Source organism: Arthrobacter sp. Rue61a, from assembly GCF_000294695.2.
GTDB lineage: Bacteria > Actinomycetota > Actinomycetes > Actinomycetales > Micrococcaceae > Arthrobacter > Arthrobacter aurescens_A.
In genome coordinates, this window is record NC_018531.1 from 1,893,462 (window position 1) to 1,912,537 (window position 19,076).

The 19,076-nt window shown below is 61.4% G+C and carries 13 protein-coding genes and 1 tRNA gene; 12 read left to right on the forward strand and 2 right to left on the reverse strand.

Annotation, left to right across the window (positions count from 1 at the left end):
- The first annotated feature begins 7 nt into the window (after positions 1-7).
- The 10 genes from ARUE_RS08700 to pyk all read left to right on the forward strand — a co-directional run bounded on the left by ARUE_RS08700 (position 8) and on the right by pyk (position 14,769).
- On the forward strand, positions 8-1,591 hold the full coding sequence (locus ARUE_RS08700) for an anthranilate synthase component I (RefSeq protein ID WP_014921433.1): 1,584 nt from the start codon (positions 8-10) through the stop codon (positions 1,589-1,591).
- Positions 1,588-2,193: a Trp biosynthesis-associated membrane protein gene (locus tag ARUE_RS08705; RefSeq protein WP_014921434.1), complete on the forward strand. Its 606-nt coding sequence runs from the start codon at positions 1,588-1,590 to the stop codon at positions 2,191-2,193. The genes ARUE_RS08700 and ARUE_RS08705 overlap by 4 nt, the downstream gene beginning before the upstream one ends.
- 132 nt (positions 2,194-2,325) lie before the next feature.
- Positions 2,326-2,598, forward strand: a complete 273-nt coding sequence (locus tag ARUE_RS08710; protein ID WP_011774532.1) for an HGxxPAAW family protein — start codon at positions 2,326-2,328, stop codon at positions 2,596-2,598.
- A gap of 2 nt (positions 2,599-2,600) precedes the next feature.
- The gene (trpC, locus tag ARUE_RS08715; RefSeq protein WP_014921435.1) at positions 2,601-3,419 is read left to right on the forward strand and encodes an indole-3-glycerol phosphate synthase TrpC; all 819 of its coding nucleotides are present in this window, start codon (positions 2,601-2,603) and stop codon (positions 3,417-3,419) included.
- A gap of 114 nt (positions 3,420-3,533) precedes the next feature.
- Positions 3,534-4,910, forward strand: a complete 1,377-nt coding sequence (gene trpB / locus ARUE_RS08720) for a tryptophan synthase subunit beta (RefSeq protein WP_014921436.1) — start codon at positions 3,534-3,536, stop codon at positions 4,908-4,910.
- Entirely contained in the window at positions 4,910-5,722 is an 813-nt protein-coding gene (gene trpA / locus ARUE_RS08725) for a tryptophan synthase subunit alpha (RefSeq protein WP_043470039.1), read from the forward strand. Before trpB ends, trpA begins: the two co-directional genes overlap by 1 nt.
- A gap of 21 nt (positions 5,723-5,743) precedes the next feature.
- Entirely contained in the window at positions 5,744-6,898 is a 1,155-nt protein-coding gene (lgt, locus tag ARUE_RS08730; protein WP_014921438.1) for a prolipoprotein diacylglyceryl transferase, read from the forward strand.
- Between the two features lie 259 nt (positions 6,899-7,157).
- Positions 7,158-11,771: a glutamate synthase large subunit gene (gene gltB, locus ARUE_RS08735; protein ID WP_014921439.1), complete on the forward strand. Its 4,614-nt coding sequence runs from the start codon at positions 7,158-7,160 to the stop codon at positions 11,769-11,771.
- Positions 11,764-13,221 carry a glutamate synthase subunit beta gene (locus ARUE_RS08740; protein WP_014921440.1) on the forward strand — a complete coding sequence of 486 codons (1,458 nt, stop codon included), beginning with the start codon at positions 11,764-11,766 and terminating at the stop codon, positions 13,219-13,221. Before gltB ends, ARUE_RS08740 begins: the two co-directional genes overlap by 8 nt.
- A gap of 54 nt (positions 13,222-13,275) precedes the next feature.
- On the forward strand, positions 13,276-14,769 hold the full coding sequence (gene pyk, locus ARUE_RS08745) for a pyruvate kinase (RefSeq protein WP_011774539.1): 1,494 nt from the start codon (positions 13,276-13,278) through the stop codon (positions 14,767-14,769).
- Positions 14,770-14,918: 149 nt separating this feature from the next.
- Here pyk and ARUE_RS08750 read toward each other — a convergent pair whose 3' ends face one another.
- Positions 14,919-15,524, reverse strand: a complete 606-nt coding sequence (locus tag ARUE_RS08750) for an ANTAR domain-containing response regulator (protein WP_011774540.1) — start codon at positions 15,522-15,524, stop codon at positions 14,919-14,921.
- 189 nt (positions 15,525-15,713) lie between these two features.
- Here ARUE_RS08750 and ARUE_RS08755 point away from each other — a divergent pair.
- Positions 15,714-15,795, forward strand: a tRNA-Leu gene (locus tag ARUE_RS08755).
- Positions 15,796-16,651: 856 nt separating this feature from the next.
- On the opposite strand, the gene ARUE_RS08765 is transcribed toward ARUE_RS08755, so the two are convergent.
- On the reverse strand, positions 16,652-17,119 hold the full coding sequence (locus tag ARUE_RS08765; protein ID WP_162486133.1) for a hypothetical protein: 468 nt from the start codon (positions 17,117-17,119) through the stop codon (positions 16,652-16,654).
- A gap of 650 nt (positions 17,120-17,769) precedes the next feature.
- On the opposite strand from ARUE_RS08765, the gene ARUE_RS08770 reads away from it, so the two are divergent.
- On the forward strand, positions 17,770-19,023 hold the full coding sequence (locus ARUE_RS08770; protein ID WP_043470044.1) for a HEPN/Toprim-associated domain-containing protein: 1,254 nt from the start codon (positions 17,770-17,772) through the stop codon (positions 19,021-19,023).
- Positions 19,024-19,076: the final 53 nt, after the last annotated feature.

Below are 19,076 nucleotides of genomic sequence, written 5' to 3' on the forward strand. Positions count from 1 at the left end.
CATAGCCATGCAGGACCTTGGAATCATCAGCCCGGGCCTGGAAGAGTTCCGCGAACTCGCCGTCCACAGCCGTGTCATCCCTGTCCGACTCAAGGTTTTGGCCGACGCCGAGACCCCCATCGGCCTGTATCGGAAGCTTGCCAAGGGCCAGCCCGGTACCTTCCTCCTGGAGTCAGCAGCGGTTGGCGGCGCCTGGTCCCGCTACTCCTTCATCGGTTCCAAGTCCCGCGCCACACTGACCACCAAAGACGGTGAAGCGCACTGGATCGGTGAGCCGCCCGTTGGCGTGCCGGTTTCAGGCAACCCTGTAGAAGCTGTGCGCGACACCATTGCTGCTCTGCAGACTGATCGCTTTGACGGCCTGCCACCGTTCACCTCCGGTTTGGTTGGCTTCCTCGGCTGGGAAGCAGTGCGCCACTGGGAGCGCCTGACGTCCCCGCCCGAGGATGACCTCCAGCTGCCGGAGATGGCGTTGAACCTGGTCACCGACATGGCGGTGCATGACAATGTGGACGGCACGGTCCTCCTGATCGCCAATGCGATCAACTTTGATGACAGTTCCGAACGTGTGGATGACGCCTGGCACGACGCCGTAGCCCGGGTGAAGGGGCTGCTGGACCAGATCAGTACGCCTGTTGCCCAGCCGGTCTCCGTGCTGGAAACTGCGGCCCTGGACTTCGCCTCCAGCGTTCAGGAACGCTGGGACGAGGCCAAGTACTTGGAAGCCATTGACCGCGGCAAGGAAGCCATAGTCGACGGCGAGGTTTTCCAGGTAGTGATCTCCCGGCGCTTCGAGATGGAGTGTGCCGCGGACCCGCTGGATGTGTACCGCGTCCTGCGCAATACCAACCCCAGCCCGTACATGTACCTCTTCAGCCTGGAAGACGCGGACGGCCGGGAGTACTCAATCGTCGGTTCGTCACCGGAGGCTTTGGTGACGGTGACCGGTGAGGAAGTCATCACCCACCCCATCGCCGGTTCGCGCCCCCGCGGAAAAACGGTTGAGGCGGATAAGGCCTTGGCAACAGAACTGCTGGCCGATCAGAAAGAGCGCGCCGAGCACCTGATGCTGGTGGATCTTTCACGCAACGACCTCTCCAAGGTATGTGTGGCCGGAACGGTGGATGTCACGCAGTTCATGGAAGTGGAGCGGTTCAGCCACATCATGCACCTCGTGTCCACTGTGGTTGGCGAGCTCGCCCCCCATGCCAAGGCCTACGACGTCCTCAAAGCGACGTTCCCGGCCGGCACGTTGTCCGGGGCACCCAAGCCCCGCGCGCTGAGGTTGCTCGATGAGCTCGAACCACACCGGCGTGGCATCTACGGTGGCGTGGTTGGCTACTTGGACTTCGCCGGCGATATGGACATGGCCATTGCCATCAGGTCCGCGCTGCTCCGTGAGGGCCGTGCCTACGTGCAGGCCGGTGGCGGAATCGTGGCCGATTCGCACAAGCCTTCCGAAGCCTTGGAGACGGTGAACAAGGCCGCGGCACCCCTGCGGGCCGTGCATACAGCCGGGTCGTTGCAAAACATTGCCGCGGACGCCGTGCGGAATGCGGACGCATCCGGGGATAGGACCCCCGGCTCATGAGTACGGCATCGCCTGCGCCTTCCGTCAGGAAGTCACCGCGTTGGGCGCGGAAATCCACACTGGTCCTTGCTACCACCATCCTTGCGCTGGCCGTTTTCGGTGCCACGACGCAGACCTGGATCGAGGTGCGCCTGGACCCCGCGGGCGCATCCAACAGCGACCTCCATGTCCAAGGAAGCAAGGCTGCCACCGCCGTCACAGCGCTGGCCGTGGCCGCCTTGGCGGGCGGCCTGGCTGCATCCATCGCAGGGAAAATTGCCCGCTGGATCATCGCGCTCCTCATCGCCTTGTCTGCCGCAGGAATCATCCTCGCGGCTATCACCGTGATGATGGATCCCCTGGGAGCCGCACAAGGAGCCATCGCTGCAGCCACTGGAGTTTCCGGCGGGCAGGCCGACGCCGCCGTCACGGTGTTCCCGGTCTTCGCCATCGTTGCCGGTTCTCTCCTGGCGATCTGTGCCATAGCTTTGCCGTTGGCCGGGCGCTACTGGACCTCGCGCACCAAGTACGACGCCGGAGTGCGGGGTAAGAAGAACGGCGGCGAACCGGTGGACGAGATCGATAGCTGGGACAGTCTTTCGCGCGGCGAAGACCCGACGTAGGCAGTCACATCGGACTTTTGGGTGGGTCTGGCGCAACAAAGCCGACACCACCCGTCCTGACGCCCGGCGATGTCCCGGGCGTCGTCAATAAATGGCAGAATGTAAGCAGTATTCATCCTGAGGAGATTTCACATGAGCAAAACCACAGTGTCCAACAACCAAGCGGAATCCACCATGGCCAGCCACGCTGACGCCATCGGTCACGGAAACAGCCCGGCTGCCTGGACCTGCGTACTCGTGATGCTGGTCGGCGCCCTGATTTCCTCCATCGCCTTCGTCATCGCCAGCACCCCGATCTTCGTCGGCGGACTGGTCGTCATGGTGATTGGCCTGATCGTGGGCTTCGTCATGCGTAAGGCAGGCTACGGAGTTGGCGGCAGCAAGCTGCAGAACAACGGCCACTAATCGTGACCGTTCTTGATGACATCATTGTTGGCGTCAAGGAGGACATGGAGGTCCGCCGCGGCCTCGTGTCCCTCGCGGAGCTGAAGGAGCGCGCCGCAAACGCTGCTCCTGCTCGTGATGCGTGGGCAGCCCTGGGTGGCCCCTCATCCATCCGCAACGACCTCAAAGTCATCGCTGAAATCAAGCGCCGCAGTCCATCCAAGGGTGATCTCGCATCCATCGCCGATCCTGCGTCCCTCGCAGTGCAGTATGCCGACGGCGGAGCTTCCGTCATCAGCGTCCTCACCGAACAGCGCCGGTTCGGCGGCTCGCTGGCTGACTTCGACGCGGTGCGTGCCGCCGTCCAAACGCCGTTGTTGCGTAAGGACTTTACTGTTGACGAGTACCAGATCTGGGAAGCCCGAGCCCATGGCGCCGACCTCATCCTGCTGATCGTCGCTGCATTGTCCGACGCCGAGCTTGCCGACTTCAGTGCGCTGAGCCATGAGCTTGGAATGAACGTGCTCGTGGAAACCCACACCGAGGAAGAAATCGAGCGCGCAGTTGCGGCGCAGGCCAAAATCATCGGCATCAATGTCCGCAACCTCAAAACGCTCGACGTCGATCGTTCCGTTTTTGGATCGCTGGCCGGTTTGATTCCGGCTGAGTCCGTCATCGTGGCCGAATCCGGCGTCCGGGGTCCGGAGGATGTCTCGCATTATGCCGCTGGTGGCGCCAACGCCATCCTGGTGGGGGAGGCGCTGGTCAGCGACTCCACGCCGCGCGAACGCATCACTGAATTCAAGGCAGCTGGAGCTGCCGCCATCGCCGTCAGGAACTGAGGCAGTAACTGAATCACGGCGAATAGTTGCAAGGCAGCCCGGGCATAAGCCTGCGGCTGCCTTGTGGCACGTGGAACTACCCAATGAACTAACTGGAACAGGACGGTGAGACTGATGGTCGACGCGCCAACAGCCGGCTCAGAAGAGAATGCGGCGGACGCATTCCTCCAAGGTGGCCCTTCGCTGCGGAATGCATCGGGGCCCTACTTTGGCAGCTATGGCGGACGCTGGATGCCCGAGTCGCTCATCGCCGCCCTTGACGAAGTCCAAGACACTTTTGAGAAAGCCAAAGCTGATCCCGATTTCATCGCTCAGCTGAAGGACCTCAACAAGAACTACTCAGGCAGGCCTTCCTTGCTGACCGAAGCCAAGCGCTTCTCGGAGCACGCCGGGGGAGCACGTATTTTCCTCAAGCGCGAGGACCTCAACCACACTGGCTCCCACAAGATCAACAACGTCCTGGGCCAGGCACTCCTCGCGAAGCGCATGGGCAAGACCCGCGTTATCGCTGAGACCGGTGCCGGTCAGCACGGCGTTGCGAGTGCCACGGCCGCAGCCCTGCTGGGCCTCGAGTGCGTGGTGTACATGGGTGCGGAGGATTGCCGTCGGCAGGCCTTGAACGTGGCCCGCATGCAGCTGCTGGGCGCCACGGTTGTTCCGGTAACCAATGGTTCACAGACGCTCAAGGACGCCATTAACGATGCCCTTAGGGATTGGGTCTCCAACGTGGAGCACACCCACTACCTTCTGGGCACAGCAGCCGGTGCGCACCCCTTCCCCGCCATGGTCCGCTACTTCCACGAAGTTATCGGCGAAGAAGCGCGCAGCCAGATCCTGGAGCAAACCGGCAAGCTCCCTGACGCCATTGCTGCATGTATCGGTGGCGGCTCCAACGCCATTGGTTTGTTCCACGCTTTCCTTGATGACGCTTCCGTGAAGATCTACGGCTTTGAAGCCGGCGGCGAAGGTGTGGAAACGGGCCGCCACGCGGCTGCCATTTCCCTGGGCCGTCCAGGCGTACTGCACGGTGCCCGCTCCTACCTCATGCAGGACGAGGACGGCCAGACCATCGAGTCCCACTCCATTTCGGCCGGCTTGGACTACCCGAGCGTTGGTCCGGAGCACTCGTACCTGGCCGACATCGGGCGCGTGACCTATGAGGCCGTTACCGACACAGAGGCCATGGATGCCTTCAGCCTCCTCTGCCGGACCGAGGGCATCATTCCCGCCATTGAGTCCTCGCACGCCCTGGCCGGTGCCATCAAGATCGGCAAGCGGCTCACGGAGGGCAAGGAAACTCCCTCGGACGTGACGGTGATCGTCAATCTGTCCGGACGCGGTGACAAGGACGTGGAGACTGCCGCTGCCTGGTTCAACATGTTGGACGAGGAAGGGCACGTCAAGGGCACTACGCTGTCCACGCGAAAGCCCAAGGGGCCAACTGAGCACACGTCCGAAGCAGCCGTGGATGTCAACGAGGACCAGAAGTGATGACTGAAGAATTCGCCAGCAAATCCGCAGGCGCCATTGACCGCGCAAAAGCAGACGGCCGCGCCGCGCTGGTGGGCTACCTCCCCGCGGGCTACCCGACGGTTCAGGAGAGCATCGAGGCCGGCATAGCCTTGGCCCGCAACGGTGCTGACCTCATCGAAATCGGCATTCCGTATTCCGATCCCGTGATGGACGGCCCTGTCATCCAGGCCGCTACCACCGAAGCGATTTCCAACGGATTCCGGGTGTCCAACGTCTTTGACGTGGTTGCCGGCATTACCGCAGCTACTGATGCGGCCGTTCTGGTCATGACGTACTGGAACCCTGTCATGCGCATGGGCGTGGATGAGTTTTCTCGCCGTTTGGCCGAGGCCGGGGGAGCAGGGCTCATCACTCCGGACCTGGTCCCGGACGAGGCTCATGAGTGGTTCGAAGCCTCAGATAAGTACGGCTTGGACCGGGTGTTCCTTGTGGCGCCCTCGTCCACTCCGGAGCGACTGGACATGACGGTCAAGGCAAGCCGCGGCTTCGTCTACGCTGTCTCGATCATGGGTGTCACCGGAACGCGCACCTCCGTCAGCAGCAGCGCTGAAGACGTAGTGGCCCGCGCCCATGCGGCCGGTGCCGAACGCGTTTGCGTGGGGTTGGGCGTCTCCAACCCGGATCACGTCCGCGAAATCGCTGCCTATGCGGACGGCGTGATCGTGGGTACGGCTTTGGTGGCGGCCCTCCGCGATGGCGGCGTGGACGCCGTCGGACAACTCACCAAGAACCTCAGCGCCGGCTTGGGCCGCGCAGCTGCAGAAGCCTAGGAAAAGGAAACAGCGAAGCGAATGCAGACCGTCCTCCACGCAGCGGCAATGGTCCCACTGAGTATCCCGAGCCCATCGTGGTCCGGATTCGACATTCCGCTGCCGTGGGGGACGTTGCGCATCCACGCTTACGCCCTCTGCATCCTGGCGGGCATCATCGTTGGCCTGTGGCTGACCTCGGCTCGTTGGAAGCGCCGCGGTACCCCCGAGGGCAGCCTGTGGGACATCGCCATCTGGGCAATTCCCTTCGGCATCATCGGCGGCCGCCTCTACCACGTGTTCTCTTCACCGGACGCGTACTTTGGGCCCGGCTTTGACGGCACGGGCGACCTCTCCCTGATTCCCCAGATCCAGCGCGGTGGTCTGGGTATTTGGGGTGCCGTGATCCTTGGCGCTGTTGGTGCGTGGATCGGCTGCCGGCGTGCCGGCGTCAAACTGACCGCCTTCCTTGACGCAGCTGCCCCCGGACTGTTGCTCGCGCAGGCAATCGGCCGTTTAGGAAACTGGTTCAACCAGGAACTCTTCGGCGCTCCCACCACCTTGCCTTGGGGCCTTGAGATTGATCCCGCGAATGCCAACTTCCCGCCGGACATGGCCGCGGGTACGCTCTTCCACCCCACGTTCCTTTACGAGCTGGTGTGGAACCTGGTTGGCGTCGCCATCCTGCTGCTGCTGGACAAGAAGTTCAACTTCCGTTGGGGCCGGCTCTTCTGGCTGTACGCCGTTTACTACACCCTTGGGCGCGTGTGGATTGAAGCGCTGCGCATTGACGACGCGGAGCAGATAAGCCTCTTTGGCATCACTACCAGGCTCAACGTATGGACGAGCATTTTTGTGTTCGTCGCCTCACTGGCAATCTTCTTTATCCTTGGCAGACGGGGCCGGCCGGTGCCTGATACTCCTTATTTGCCGGGCCGCGAGCCTGAAAACGAAACGGAAAAGGAGCCCGTTGCGGTGACCAGCGTCACCAGTCATGATGTGGACGCATCTGTCTCAGATACTGGTTCGCGTGGTAATCTCCCAGATAACCAAAGCGATCCGGGCCACGTTGACGAGCCGCAGGAATCAGCAGGGGACGCGGGTAAGGACATCAAGTCCGGCACGGGTTCCACATCTGCTGCTACTGCCGCAAGGAAGGCCCCCGGATCCACGCCGAAGGCAGACGACACCAAGTAGTCGCCGTCGGTAAAGGGGCAACAGAGTCACCGCTCGTAGGGCCCAGTCCACAGCGTCGTGGCACCCCGGAAACCGGATCGCAGCATACCGATGTTCACTGGTCAAGCCGGGGCCAGAGGTCTGCGTAACTGTTCGTTGCGCTGGATCGGCTGGCCTACAATTCCAATTACTAGCGCTTTGTTGTGCCCGTCACAGGGCAGGCAAGGTGGGGCCAACGTTGTCCCTTCCATACGCACGATCTCGAGGAAGGACGTCTCCCATGACCCATCTTCATAACCCCGGTTGGTCCGAAAATATCGAACCTCAGGGTGCCATGTCTCCATTCAAGCGCTTTGCCGCGCTCCCGGAGGCGCAGGGTCTTTACAACCCTGACAAGGAGAAGGACGCCTGCGGCCTGGCAATTATTGCCACGCTTCGCGGGGAACCGGGATACGACATCGTGGAAGCGGCGCTCACCGCCCTCCGCAATCTCGAACACCGCGGCGCCGTGGGCGCCGACGAAGGTACCGGCGACGGTGCGGGTCTGCTCATGCAGGTTCCGGACGAGTTCTTCCGGGCCGTCACCGAATTTGAACTGCCTGCCCCTGGCCAGTACGTGGTGGGCACAGCCTTCCTGCCAGCTGAGTCCCGCGAAGCAGAAACCGCGAAGGCCGGCATTGAAGCGCTTGCAGCCGACGAGGGCCTGACCGTCCTCGGCTGGCGTGAAGTTCCAGTAGTCGCCGATCTCGTGGGCGCCATGGCACGGGCCTGTATGCCGTACTTCTCGCAGCCGTTCTTTGCCTCCGCCACCGGTGAACAGCTTGAGCACAATGAGCTCGACTCCCGCGCCTGGCGCATCCGCAAGCGTGCCCAGAACAAGTTCGGCGTGTACTTCCCGTCGCTGTCCTCGCGCACCATCGTGTACAAGGGCATGCTGACCACCGCCCAGCTGGAGCCGTTCTACCCGGACCTTTCGGACAAGCGCTTCAAGACGAAGCTCGCCATTGTCCACTCGCGCTTCTCCACCAACACGTTCCCCTCATGGCCTTTGGCGCAGCCTTTCCGCACCATCGCCCACAACGGTGAAATCAACACGGTCAAGGGCAACCGCAACTGGATGCGTGCCCGCCAGTCACAGCTGGCCAGCCCGCTGCTTGGCTCAGTTCCCGAAGAGCTGTACCCCATTTGCACCCCGGGTGCCTCGGACTCTGCTTCCTTCGATGAGGTGGCCGAGCTCCTCTGGCTCTCCGGCCGTCCGATCACGCACTCGATCATGATGATGATCCCGGAGGCGTGGGAGAACCACGCCACCATGGATCCCGCCCGCCGTGCGTTCTACGAGTACCACTCACTGCTCATGGAGCCGTGGGATGGTCCGGCCGCAGTGTCCTTCACGGACGGCAGCCTCGTTGGCGCAACGCTGGACCGCAACGGCCTGCGCCCGGGACGCTACTGGATCACCGAAGACGGCCTCATCATCTTCGCCTCCGAAGTTGGCGTGATCGAGGTTGAGCCTTCCAACGTGGTCAAGAAGGGCCGCGTTGCCCCGGGCAAGATGTTCCTGGTTGACACCGAGGCCGGCCGCATCATTGACGACGCCGAGGTCAAGGCCGAGGTCGCTGCAGCCAATCCATGGGCCGAGTGGCTCAAGGACAACCTGATCGACATCAATGAACTCCCCGAGCGCGAGCACGTGGTTCACACGGCTGCGTCCGTGAACATCCGTCAGCGGACCTTCGGTTACACCACCGAAGAGCTGAAGATCCTGCTCGGACCGATGTCCCGCACCGGAGCCGAGCCCTTGGGTGCCATGGGTTCGGACACTCCCGTAGCCGTGCTTTCCAAGCGGCCGCGTCTGCTGTTCGACTACTTCGTGCAGTCCTTCGCGCAGGTCACCAACCCGCCGCTGGACGCCATCCGCGAAGAACTCGTCACTTCGCTGAAGTGCGCCATCGGCCCCAACGGCAACCTGTTGGACGGCAAGCAGGTCCGCCAGCCGCAGATCTCCCTGCCGTTCCCCGTGATCAACAACGATCAACTCGCCAAGATCGCGAACATCGAAAGCCCCGACGGCGACCGCATCGCCATGAAGGTCCGCGGCCTTTACCGCCCAGAGGGCGGAGAAGCAGCACTCCGTGCGCGCTTGACCGAGATCTGTGAGCAGGTTTCCGGTGCGATCAACCGTGGCGTGCAGTACGTTGTGCTGTCCGATCGTGACTCGAATGCGCAGTGGGCTCCGATTCCGTCGCTCCTGCTGGTCAGTGCAGTCCACCACCACCTGCTCCGCAGCGCCAACCGCACCAAGACCGCGCTCGTGGTCGAGGCCGGCGACGTCCGCGAGACGCACCACGTGGCTGTACTCATCGGTTACGGCGCATCTGCCGTCAACCCGTACCTGGCCATGGAATCGGTGGAACAGCTGATCTCCAACGGCGACGTTGTGGGCGTAACTCCGGAAGACGGCGTCTACAACCTCATCAAGGGCCTCGGCAAGGGTGTCCTGAAGATCATGTCCAAGATGGGCATCTCCACTGTGGCTTCTTACACGGGCGCCCAGACGTTCGAGGCCTTGGGCTTGTCCCAGGAGCTCGTGGACGAATTCTTCTCCGGCACGCACTCCCAGTTGGGTGGCGTCGGACTCGACGTCATCGCAGCTGAAGTTTCGGCCCGCCACCAGATGGCGTACCCCGAAGGTGGCATTGAGCACCCGCACCAGCCGCTGCTGGGCGGCGGCGAGTACCAGTGGCGCCGCGACGGCGAACCGCACCTCTTCAACCCGGAGACGGTGTTCCGTCTTCAGCACGCCACCCGCGAACGCCGTTACGACATCTTCAAGTCCTACACCAAGGGTATTGACGATCAGTCCGAGAACCTGATGACCCTCCGCGGGCTCCTCAAGTTCAAGGATGGCGTGCGTCCGGCCGTTCCGCTCGAGGAAGTGGAGCCCGTCTCCAGCATCGTGAAGCGTTTCTCCACGGGTGCCATGAGCTACGGTTCCATCTCCAAGGAAGCCCACGAGACCCTGGCAATTGCCATGAACCGTTTGGGCGCCAAGTCCAACACCGGTGAAGGTGGCGAGGACGTTGACCGCTTGCTGGATCCAGAGCGCCGTTCTGCCATCAAGCAGATCGCTTCGGGCCGCTTCGGTGTCACCAGCTTGTACCTGACCAACGCCGACGACATCCAGATCAAGATGGCCCAGGGCGCCAAGCCTGGCGAGGGTGGCCAGTTGATGGCCCAGAAGGTCTACCCCTGGGTAGCCCGGACGCGTCACTCAACCCCAGGTGTCGGACTCATTTCGCCGCCCCCGCACCACGACATCTACTCGATCGAAGACCTCGCGCAGCTCATTTACGATGCCAAGCGCGCCAACCCTTCGGCCCGGGTCCACGTGAAGCTGGTGTCGGAAGTCGGGATCGGCACGGTGGCGTCCGGCGTCACCAAGGCGAAGGCCGACGTCGTGCTTGTTTCAGGTCACGACGGCGGTACCGGTGCCTCGCCGCTGAACTCGCTCAAGCACGCGGGCGTGCCGTGGGAACTCGGCCTCGCCGAGACCCAGCAGACCCTCATGCTCAACGGTCTGCGTGACCGTGTGGTGGTTCAGGTTGACGGCCAGCTCAAGACCGGCCGCGACGTTGTCATTGCTGCGCTGCTCGGTGGCGAGGAATACGGTTTTGCCACCGCTCCGCTGGTGGTTTCCGGCTGCATCATGATGCGCGTCTGCCACCTGGACACCTGCCCGGTTGGTGTTGCCACGCAGAACCCTGAGCTGCGCTCCCGGTTCAACGGCAAGCCCGAATTCGTGGTCAACTTCTTTGAGTTCCTCGCAGAAGAAGTCCGCGAAATCCTGGCCGAGCTCGGTTTCCGCAGCTTGGAAGAGGCAATCGGCCACGCCGAAGTCCTGGACACCCGCGAAGCGATCAACCACTGGAAGGCCGAAGGGCTGGACCTCGACCCCATCCTGCACGGGCTGGAGTTCGACGACGACGTGCCGCTGCGCAACATGACCGCCCAGAACCACGAGCTGGACAAGCACTTCGATCAGCGACTGATCACCATGGCACAGGAAGCACTCAGCGACCGCATGCCCGTCAAGATCACTCTGGACGTCATCAACACGGACCGGTCCGTGGGTACGATGCTCGGCCACGTGGTGACCAAGACGTTCAGCACCGATGTGCTGGCAACCGACACGATCGATGTGACGCTGAACGGTACCGCGGGCCAGTCCCTCGGCGCTTTCCTGCCGGCCGGCATCACGCTGCGCATGTTCGGCGACTCCAACGACTACGTGGGCAAGGGCCTCTCCGGTGGACGCATCATCGTTCGTCCGGACCGCACCAACGTGTTCCAAGCGGAGCAAAACGTCATCGCCGGTAACGTCATCGGCTATGGCGCCACCAGCGGTGAAATGTTCCTGCGTGGCCAGGTTGGCGAACGTTTCCTCGTCCGCAACTCCGGTGCCACCGCCGTCGTCGAAGGTATTGGCGATCACGGTTGCGAGTACATGACCGGTGGCCAGACGCTGATCATCGGCCGCACGGGCCGCAACTTCGGTGCCGGCATGTCCGGCGGTACGGCCTATGTGCTGGACTTGCAGCCTGAGCGCGTCAACAAGTTGGCCCTCGATACCGGTGAACTCCAGCTCCTGGAGCTGGACGCCGAGGACCGCGACATCGTCCACGGCCTGCTCACCAAGCACGTTGAGGAAACCGAATCCGTTTTGGCCGGCCGTCTGCTCGAAAACTTCGACGACACCGCCGCCCGCATCACCAAAGTGCTGCCGCGCGACTACGCCGCAGTCCTGCAAACCCGTCTCGACGCCATCGAAGAGGGCCTTGACCCCGATGGCGAAGAAGTATGGTCACGAATCCTGGAGGTAACCGGTGGCTGATCCACGCGGATTTTTGAAGGTCCGGCAGCGCGAGACGCAGCCACGCCGTCCCGTTCCCGTCCGCATCATGGACTGGAAAGAGGTTTACGAAGCCCAGGAAAAGGGCGTCCTGAAGAGCCAGGCGGGACGCTGCATGGACTGCGGTGTGCCGTTCTGCCACCAGGGCTGCCCGCTGGGCAACCTCATTCCTGAGTGGAACGACCTCGTTTGGCGGGATAAGGGTGAAGAAGCGATTGAGCGTCTTCACGCTACGAACAACTTCCCGGAGTTCACGGGCCGGCTGTGCCCTGCACCCTGTGAAGCTTCCTGCGTGCTGGGTATCAACCAGCCTGCCGTGACCATCAAGCAGGTTGAGGTCTCGATCATCGACCAAGCCTTCGACAACGACTGGGTTCAGCCCCTTCCGCCCACACGCCTCACCGGCAAGACGGTGGCTGTGGTTGGTTCCGGTCCCGCAGGCCTGGCTGTGGCACAGCAGTTGACCCGAGTGGGCCACACTGTTGCAGTGTACGAGCGCGACGACAAGATCGGCGGCCTGCTCCGCTACGGCATCCCCGACTTCAAGATGGAGAAGGAACAGGTTGACCGCCGCCTGGAGCAGATGAAGGCCGAAGGCACTCGCTTCCGTACCGGCGTTGCCGTTGGTACGGACGTGACCTGGGAGCAACTGCGACGCCGTTACGACGCCGTTGTAGTCGCTACCGGCGCCACCGTCCCGCGCGACCTGCCGATCCCTGGCCGTGACCTCGACGGTGTGCACTTCGCCATGGATTACCTCGTCCCGTCCAACCGCAAGGTGGCAGGGGAGAACCCTGAGAACCACATTGATGCGCGCGGCAAGCATGTTGTCATCCTTGGTGGTGGCGATACCGGTGCTGACTGCATCGGCACCGCCCACCGCCACCAGGCCGCCTCGGTGACCACGCTCGCGATCGGCAAGCAGCCGCCCGCTGAACGTGCCACCCACCAGCCGTGGCCGACGTTCCCCACCCTGTTCGAGGTCGCCAGCGCCCACGAAGAAGGCGGCGAGCGTACCTACCTTGCATCCACCGTTGAGTTCGTTGGAGAAAACGGCAAACTCACCGGCGTCAAAGTTGCTGAAACCGAGTTCGTGGACGGCAAACGCCTGCCCAAGGCCGGTACAGAACGAATCATTCCAGCTGACCTTGTGTTCTTGAGCCTGGGCTTTACCGGTGCTGAGCCGGCAGGTATCACGGAGCAGGTCAGTGCCGAATTCGACGGTCGGGGCAACGTTGCCCGCGACGGCTACTACATGACGAACACCGAGGGCGTGTTCGTTGCCGGTGATGCCGGACGTGGCCAGTCACTGATTGTGTGGGCCATTGCGGAAGGCCGTGCGTGCGCGGCTGCAGTGGACAGGTTCCTGATGGGAAGCACCATTCTCCCGGCACCGGTCGCCCCCACCGACCGGGCGATAGCGGTCTTATAGCGCCGGCAGGAACACTTCTTTTACTCAATCAGCATGACTACTTAGGGTAGGTATATGAGACGCGCGAAAATTGTGGCAACTTTCGGCCCGGCTATCTCCAGCTTCGAGAACACCCTCGCGGTGCTGGAGGCCGGCGTCGACGTTGCTCGCATGAACATGAGCCACGGCGACTACTCCGTGCATGACACCACCTACGAAAACGTCCGCAAGGCTGCGGCCCAGCTCGGTAAGCCCGTGGCCATCATGGCCGACCTCCAAGGACCCAAGATCCGTCTGGGCCGCTTTGTTGACGGCCCTCACGAGTTGGCCGTGGGCGATACGTTCACCATCACCACCGAAGACGTCCCCGGTACCAAGGACATCTGCTCCACCACGCTCAAGAGCCTCACTGAAGACGTCAACGTGGGCGACGCCCTGCTCATCGACGACGGCAAGGTGGCACTGCGTGCCATCGAAGTTGACGACGTCAAAGTTGTGGCCACTGTGACGGTTGGCGGCAAGGTCTCCAACAACAAGGGCATCAACCTCCCCGGTGTTGCCGTCAACGTCCCCGCCCTGAGCGAAAAGGACGAGGACGACCTCCGTTGGGCCCTCAAACGCGGCGCTGACCTCATCGCCCTCTCGTTCGTGCGCGATGCCTCAGACATCAAGCGCGTCCACGAGATCATGGACGAAGAAGGCCGCCGCGTACCGGTGATCGCCAAGATCGAAAAGCCGCAGGCAGTGGAACAGCTCCACGAAATCATCGACGCCTTCGACGCCATCATGGTTGCCCGTGGCGACCTCGGTGTGGAACTGCCGCTCGAAGAGGTGCCGATCGTCCAGAAGCGCGCCATTGAACTGGCACGCCGCTGGGCCAAGCCGGTCATCGTAGCAACCCAGGTCCTGGAATCCATGATCGACAACCCGCGTCCGACGCGCGCCGAGGCTTCCGACTGCGCCAACGCAGTTCTCGACGGCGCCGACGCAGTCATGCTGTCCGGTGAAACCTCCGTTGGCCAGTACCCCATCGAGACCGTTAAGGTCATGGCCCGGATCATCGAGTCCACCGAAGTCCACGGCCTTGAGCGCGTCCCCCCGCTGGGAACCAAGCCCAAGACCCGCGGTGGCGCCATCACCCGCGCCGCCGTCGAGATCGCCGACCAGCTGGATGCCAAGTACATCTGTACTTTCACCCAGTCCGGCGACTCGGCACGACGCCTCTCGCGTCTGCGCCCGGTCAAGCCGGTCTTCGCCTTCACCCCGGTGGAGCACGTCTGGAACCAGCTCGCCCTCACTTGGGGCATCCAGCCGGTTCTGGTTCCCTCCGTGGGCCACACCGACGAGATGACCGCACAGGTGGACAAGAGCCTTCTGGAAATGGACCTCGTGGACGAAGGAGACCTGGTTGTCATCGCTGCCGGTTCCCCTCCCGGACAGGCCGGTTCAACGAACTCCCTGAAGGTCCACAAGGTAGGCGACCTCGCCGACACCTCCAAGACCGACGACGGTTCACGCAAGGAACCCGTTGGCCCTTGGCCGGAAAAGAAGTCCAAGGCCAAGAGCTAAGTTCTTCGCTTTCTTGAATGCGGGCCCCGCCTTTTGGTGGGGCCCGCATTTTTCGTTCTGATTTTCGGCGAGGACGACTTCTCGGCGAGTACGACGGCGGCCGCCCACCTCGCGTGAGGTGAGCGGCCGACGTCGTGCGTTGCTTTTGCTTAGTTGACCTGGTTGATGATGGTCTCGGCAACCTCACGCATGCTGAGGCGACGGTCCATGGAGGTCTTCTGGATCCAGCGGAATGCTTCCGGCTCCGTCAGGCCCATCTTGGTGGTCAGGAGGCTCTTGGCGCGCTCTACAAGCTTGCGCGTGGCGAACTGCTCCTGGAGATCGGAAACCTCGTTCTCGAGGGCCTTGATCTCCTCGTGGCGGGAGAGGGCAATCTCGATGGCCGGGATGAGGTCCGCGGGGGAGAACGGCTTGACGACGTAAGCCATCGCGCCGGCATCGCGTGCGCGCTCCACCAACTCCTTCTGGCTGAAAGCGGTCAGCAAGACCACAGGTGCAATGCGGGCCTTGACGATCTTCTCAGCCGCCGAGATGCCGTCCATGACGGGCATCTTCACGTCCATGAGGACAAGGTCCGGCTTGAGCTCCTCGGCCAGCTGCACAGCCTTCTCGCCATTGTCTGCCTCGCCGACGACGTCGTACCCTTCGCCCTTCAAAATCTCGATAATGTCCAGGCGGATGAGGGTCTCATCCTCGGCTACGACAACGCGTCGGGCCGGCTGGGCTGTGGACGTGGACTCCGTCTGTTCGGTCACGGGATCTCCTTGAAAAGGTTCGGCGGGTTCATATCCATCTTAGTGTGGACTCTTTGATGGCTGGTTTTTGTTGCATCAGCGTGCCCGGTTCTTTGAATCAGCCTATCTGCATGTATAGTAATTTCGCGTGCTGGGAAAGGATCGCGTTGCTCACAGAGATGGGAGCAGCTGACTTCCCCGCATATCCGCGCCCGAGTGGCGGAATTGGCAGACGCGCTGCACTCAAAATGCAGTATCGAAAGGTGTGTGGGTTCGAGTCCCACCTCGGGCACGGCATACCCCCTCGTCAGAGGGGGTTTTTGCTTTAACGTGTTGACAATTGTTGACACGAGTCTCTGACGTGTGGTGCCGGCTGATGCCTGGCCGCCGGTTGGCCTGTTCAGTTTGGGTAGGGGAGCGGTGTCAGCGTCCTGGCGTGTGGGCGCTCCGCTTACTGGGTCGTGTGGTCATTGGCGTCCTTTCCTGGGGTGTTCCTGCGGCCGCGGTTGGCCGCTCAATTCTTCATGGGCTGCGGTGGTGGTGTCGAAATGACATTTCGGGAATCCTGCTGAACTTTTCCTCCGAATCGACCTTGCTGCGCAGCATGTTGTTGAGGTGGCGCCCTTGGTTGTCCTGTCAAAGGGGGGTGGACAGTGTCCACACTTAAAGCAGATAATGTTTGACCCCCTCCTGGCTCGGTTTTCGGAGTATTCACCTCTTCATTGGGTCTCTCGGTTCTTGGCAACATGACTTCGCGCACAACGGCGACATAGCCATACGAAAAGTCCAGACCCTGCAGGACCAGGCCTCTACCCTGACCGGAGACTTAGGGGAGCTGGTTATGCCCAACTTTGGGTTTTGGATGCAGGTGGGAAGGGTTAGGGCCGCGGAAAGACGGCTGTCCACCGCTGTCGTGGGCAGCCTTCAGGGGCGAGGCAATCAGAACCCGTCCGTTTCGTACAAATTTTCTGCACCTGGGTTTGCGCAAGATGTTGTGTGGCTTCTAATCGCGGGGTGCTGTCAGTCTTGAGGGAAGGGAATTCGTTCGTCCAGACGGTGTGGGGACAATCGGATCTGTCGTGGGCACGGCATCGACAAGCTCAGCGCCGATAAGCCCACTTTCGTCAGCCAAGACAAGGGGAGTCAGTCTACGCGAGTGGTGGCCGAACTCTATGGATCTCAGTGGTCACCTCGTTCATCCGCATGATGCAGTTGTCGATCCATTCGTCGTCTATCCAAAACCGTTTGCCAGTCGTTGCGCGGTTCTGCGTTTCAGCACGTAGTAGACGCTGCAAGCCAGCCGGGTGTGTTGCCGGGCGGGCATGCAAGACATCGTTGCGAATCTCAGCGACAACGAAAAGTCCGCGGTAAACGGCGACGATGTATTCCTTGATCGGCCCATCAGCCATTGAGGCCGCAGCAGTTTTCAAGGCCTTGGCCATCCCGGCCGTCATGAGAGGCTCGAGCAGCTCCAGTCTTAGGTTCTCCGGCAGGTCCTTGGACAATCGATTCAGATCACCCAAGATTGTCCACTCCGTATAGCTTGCGGCGTAGGCAATCTCGCCTATTCGTGAGAGATAAGAATCCTCCGGCATCGCTACAGTTGATCGTTCCATAGCCTTGACCGTAGCAGTCGCGCCGCTTGGACCACCTGGCGACGCAGGCTGCAGTAGCTGCGCGGTTCTCTTATCCGATGACGAGGACCCGGATCGAACGCCCATATATATATGATTCCGTAAAGCTAGGGGAGTGGCGCCCGTTTGGAGCGCTTGCAGTTCCGCCGTTGTCAATCTTCGAGGACTGCCGTGCGGATGTAGCGTCGTGAAGGTCTCTGGCAGGTTTTCTCTTGCTCTTCGAGCTTGCGTTTGTAGATGGCGTGGGCAGCTTGTTTGGTGATACCCAGGGCTCGCCGATCTCGGATCATTTCGCACCCGTTTCGTAAGCGGATTTCTTGACGTACCAGCGTCTTCGTATGAGCATCTCGACGGTTTTCGAGTTGGCAGGCAGCGTCCGGGGGGGCGCAAGTCTGATACCTCTGCTGCGGCTTCACGAGCCCGGTCGCTGCACATGGCAGAGCCTTCACGCCAAGTGTCGCCTCGGTTAAAGCATCTCCGCTGGCTTGCTCGACAAACCAAGGCATTCGCCGCTCGGTTGCAGGTGCGCATCTAGGCCCATGAGAACGAATCAGGCATCTCAGGGCAAGCCCGAAGCTCAAGGATGTTCGCGCTGGGCACACCGGCCGCGGCAAGCTGGGAAGATACAGGCTATGAGTAGTTATGCGGAGCTTATGGTGGGCGACCTGCCCGTGCTTGTATTCCGAAATGGCGTGCCCCCACACGTACTGGCTCTGTTCAGGGACGACTGGTTGGTGCACGTGGAAGGTGTAAACGACGATCGATTCATGGAGCCGGTTGACTCGTTCCAGTACATGGTGGGTGCGCAAGACCTAGTCTTAAGGTTGGAAACTTTGGGGATACATGCATCGGCAGTGGCCCGGAAGTTTGACGAGACCGTCGAATCGCGTAGGGGTTTTCTCCACGAACTCCTGACGAGCTGGCTGGAGTCCGATCCGACTGCCGCCGAAGATTGCCTGAAAGAAATTCGCTTCCTAGATCGCCTCACAATTGAAGAGTGGGGGCAGATGCTTCGTACCAGCGTTCCAGGCGTGGACGCAGCAATGACTGGTTCGAGGGGGTGGCTGCTGTCACTACTTCAGGAGTGGGACACGCGCCAAACCTTGATGGCCTGCCTAATGGCGGAGCCGAAGAGTATCGTCAGCCTTGATCTTACTGCGGTGGAGTTCGCTGGGTATCTAGACGGCGAGCTCTCATCTCTTGCATCCCGATCCTTAGCGGATATCAGGAGCAATACGTTGATAGATAGTCCGCTCATAGTACTTACCGAGGGTAAAACGGACTCGGAGTTTCTATCGACCGCGCTGGAAGTTCTCTATCCAAATTTAACTGACCTTGTGAAATTTTTAGATTTCGAACAAAAGCCGGAGGGAGGGGCGGGTGCTTTAGTGAAAACTATTAAAGCTTTTTCATCTGCCGGTGTAGCCAATCGAGTCGTAGCAATTTTTGATAATGACACCGCCGCGTCCGCTGCTCTTCGACACCTTGACTTCGCAGCATTGCCAGCCAATGTCAAGGTCTTGCAGTACCCCGATATAGCGCTAGCGTCGAGCTACCCGACTCTTGGACCGCCGACCTGGGAGTCACCACAGGGGGCGATAGCGATCGCCGACGTAAATGGTTTCGCTTGTAGCTTGGAGCTGTACCTGGGAGCGGACGTATTGAAATCCAAGGACGGATCCTTCTATCCCGTGCGATGGAGTTCTTTCGTCTCTGGACCTAACCAATATCAAGGTGAAGTTTCGGCGAAAGCAGAAATTCATGCTGCTTTCCGTAGCAAGGTGTCGAGAGCTCTAGAACAAAGGGAAGCCTTAATCGAAGAGGACTGGACTAATCTCTCCGAGATTTTAGCAGCAATTATCACGGCTTTCAGTCCAGTCCACTGATCGGTCGGGATGTGATCGGTCAGGAGCCGGTCTTTGAAGTCCGCCATTCGGTA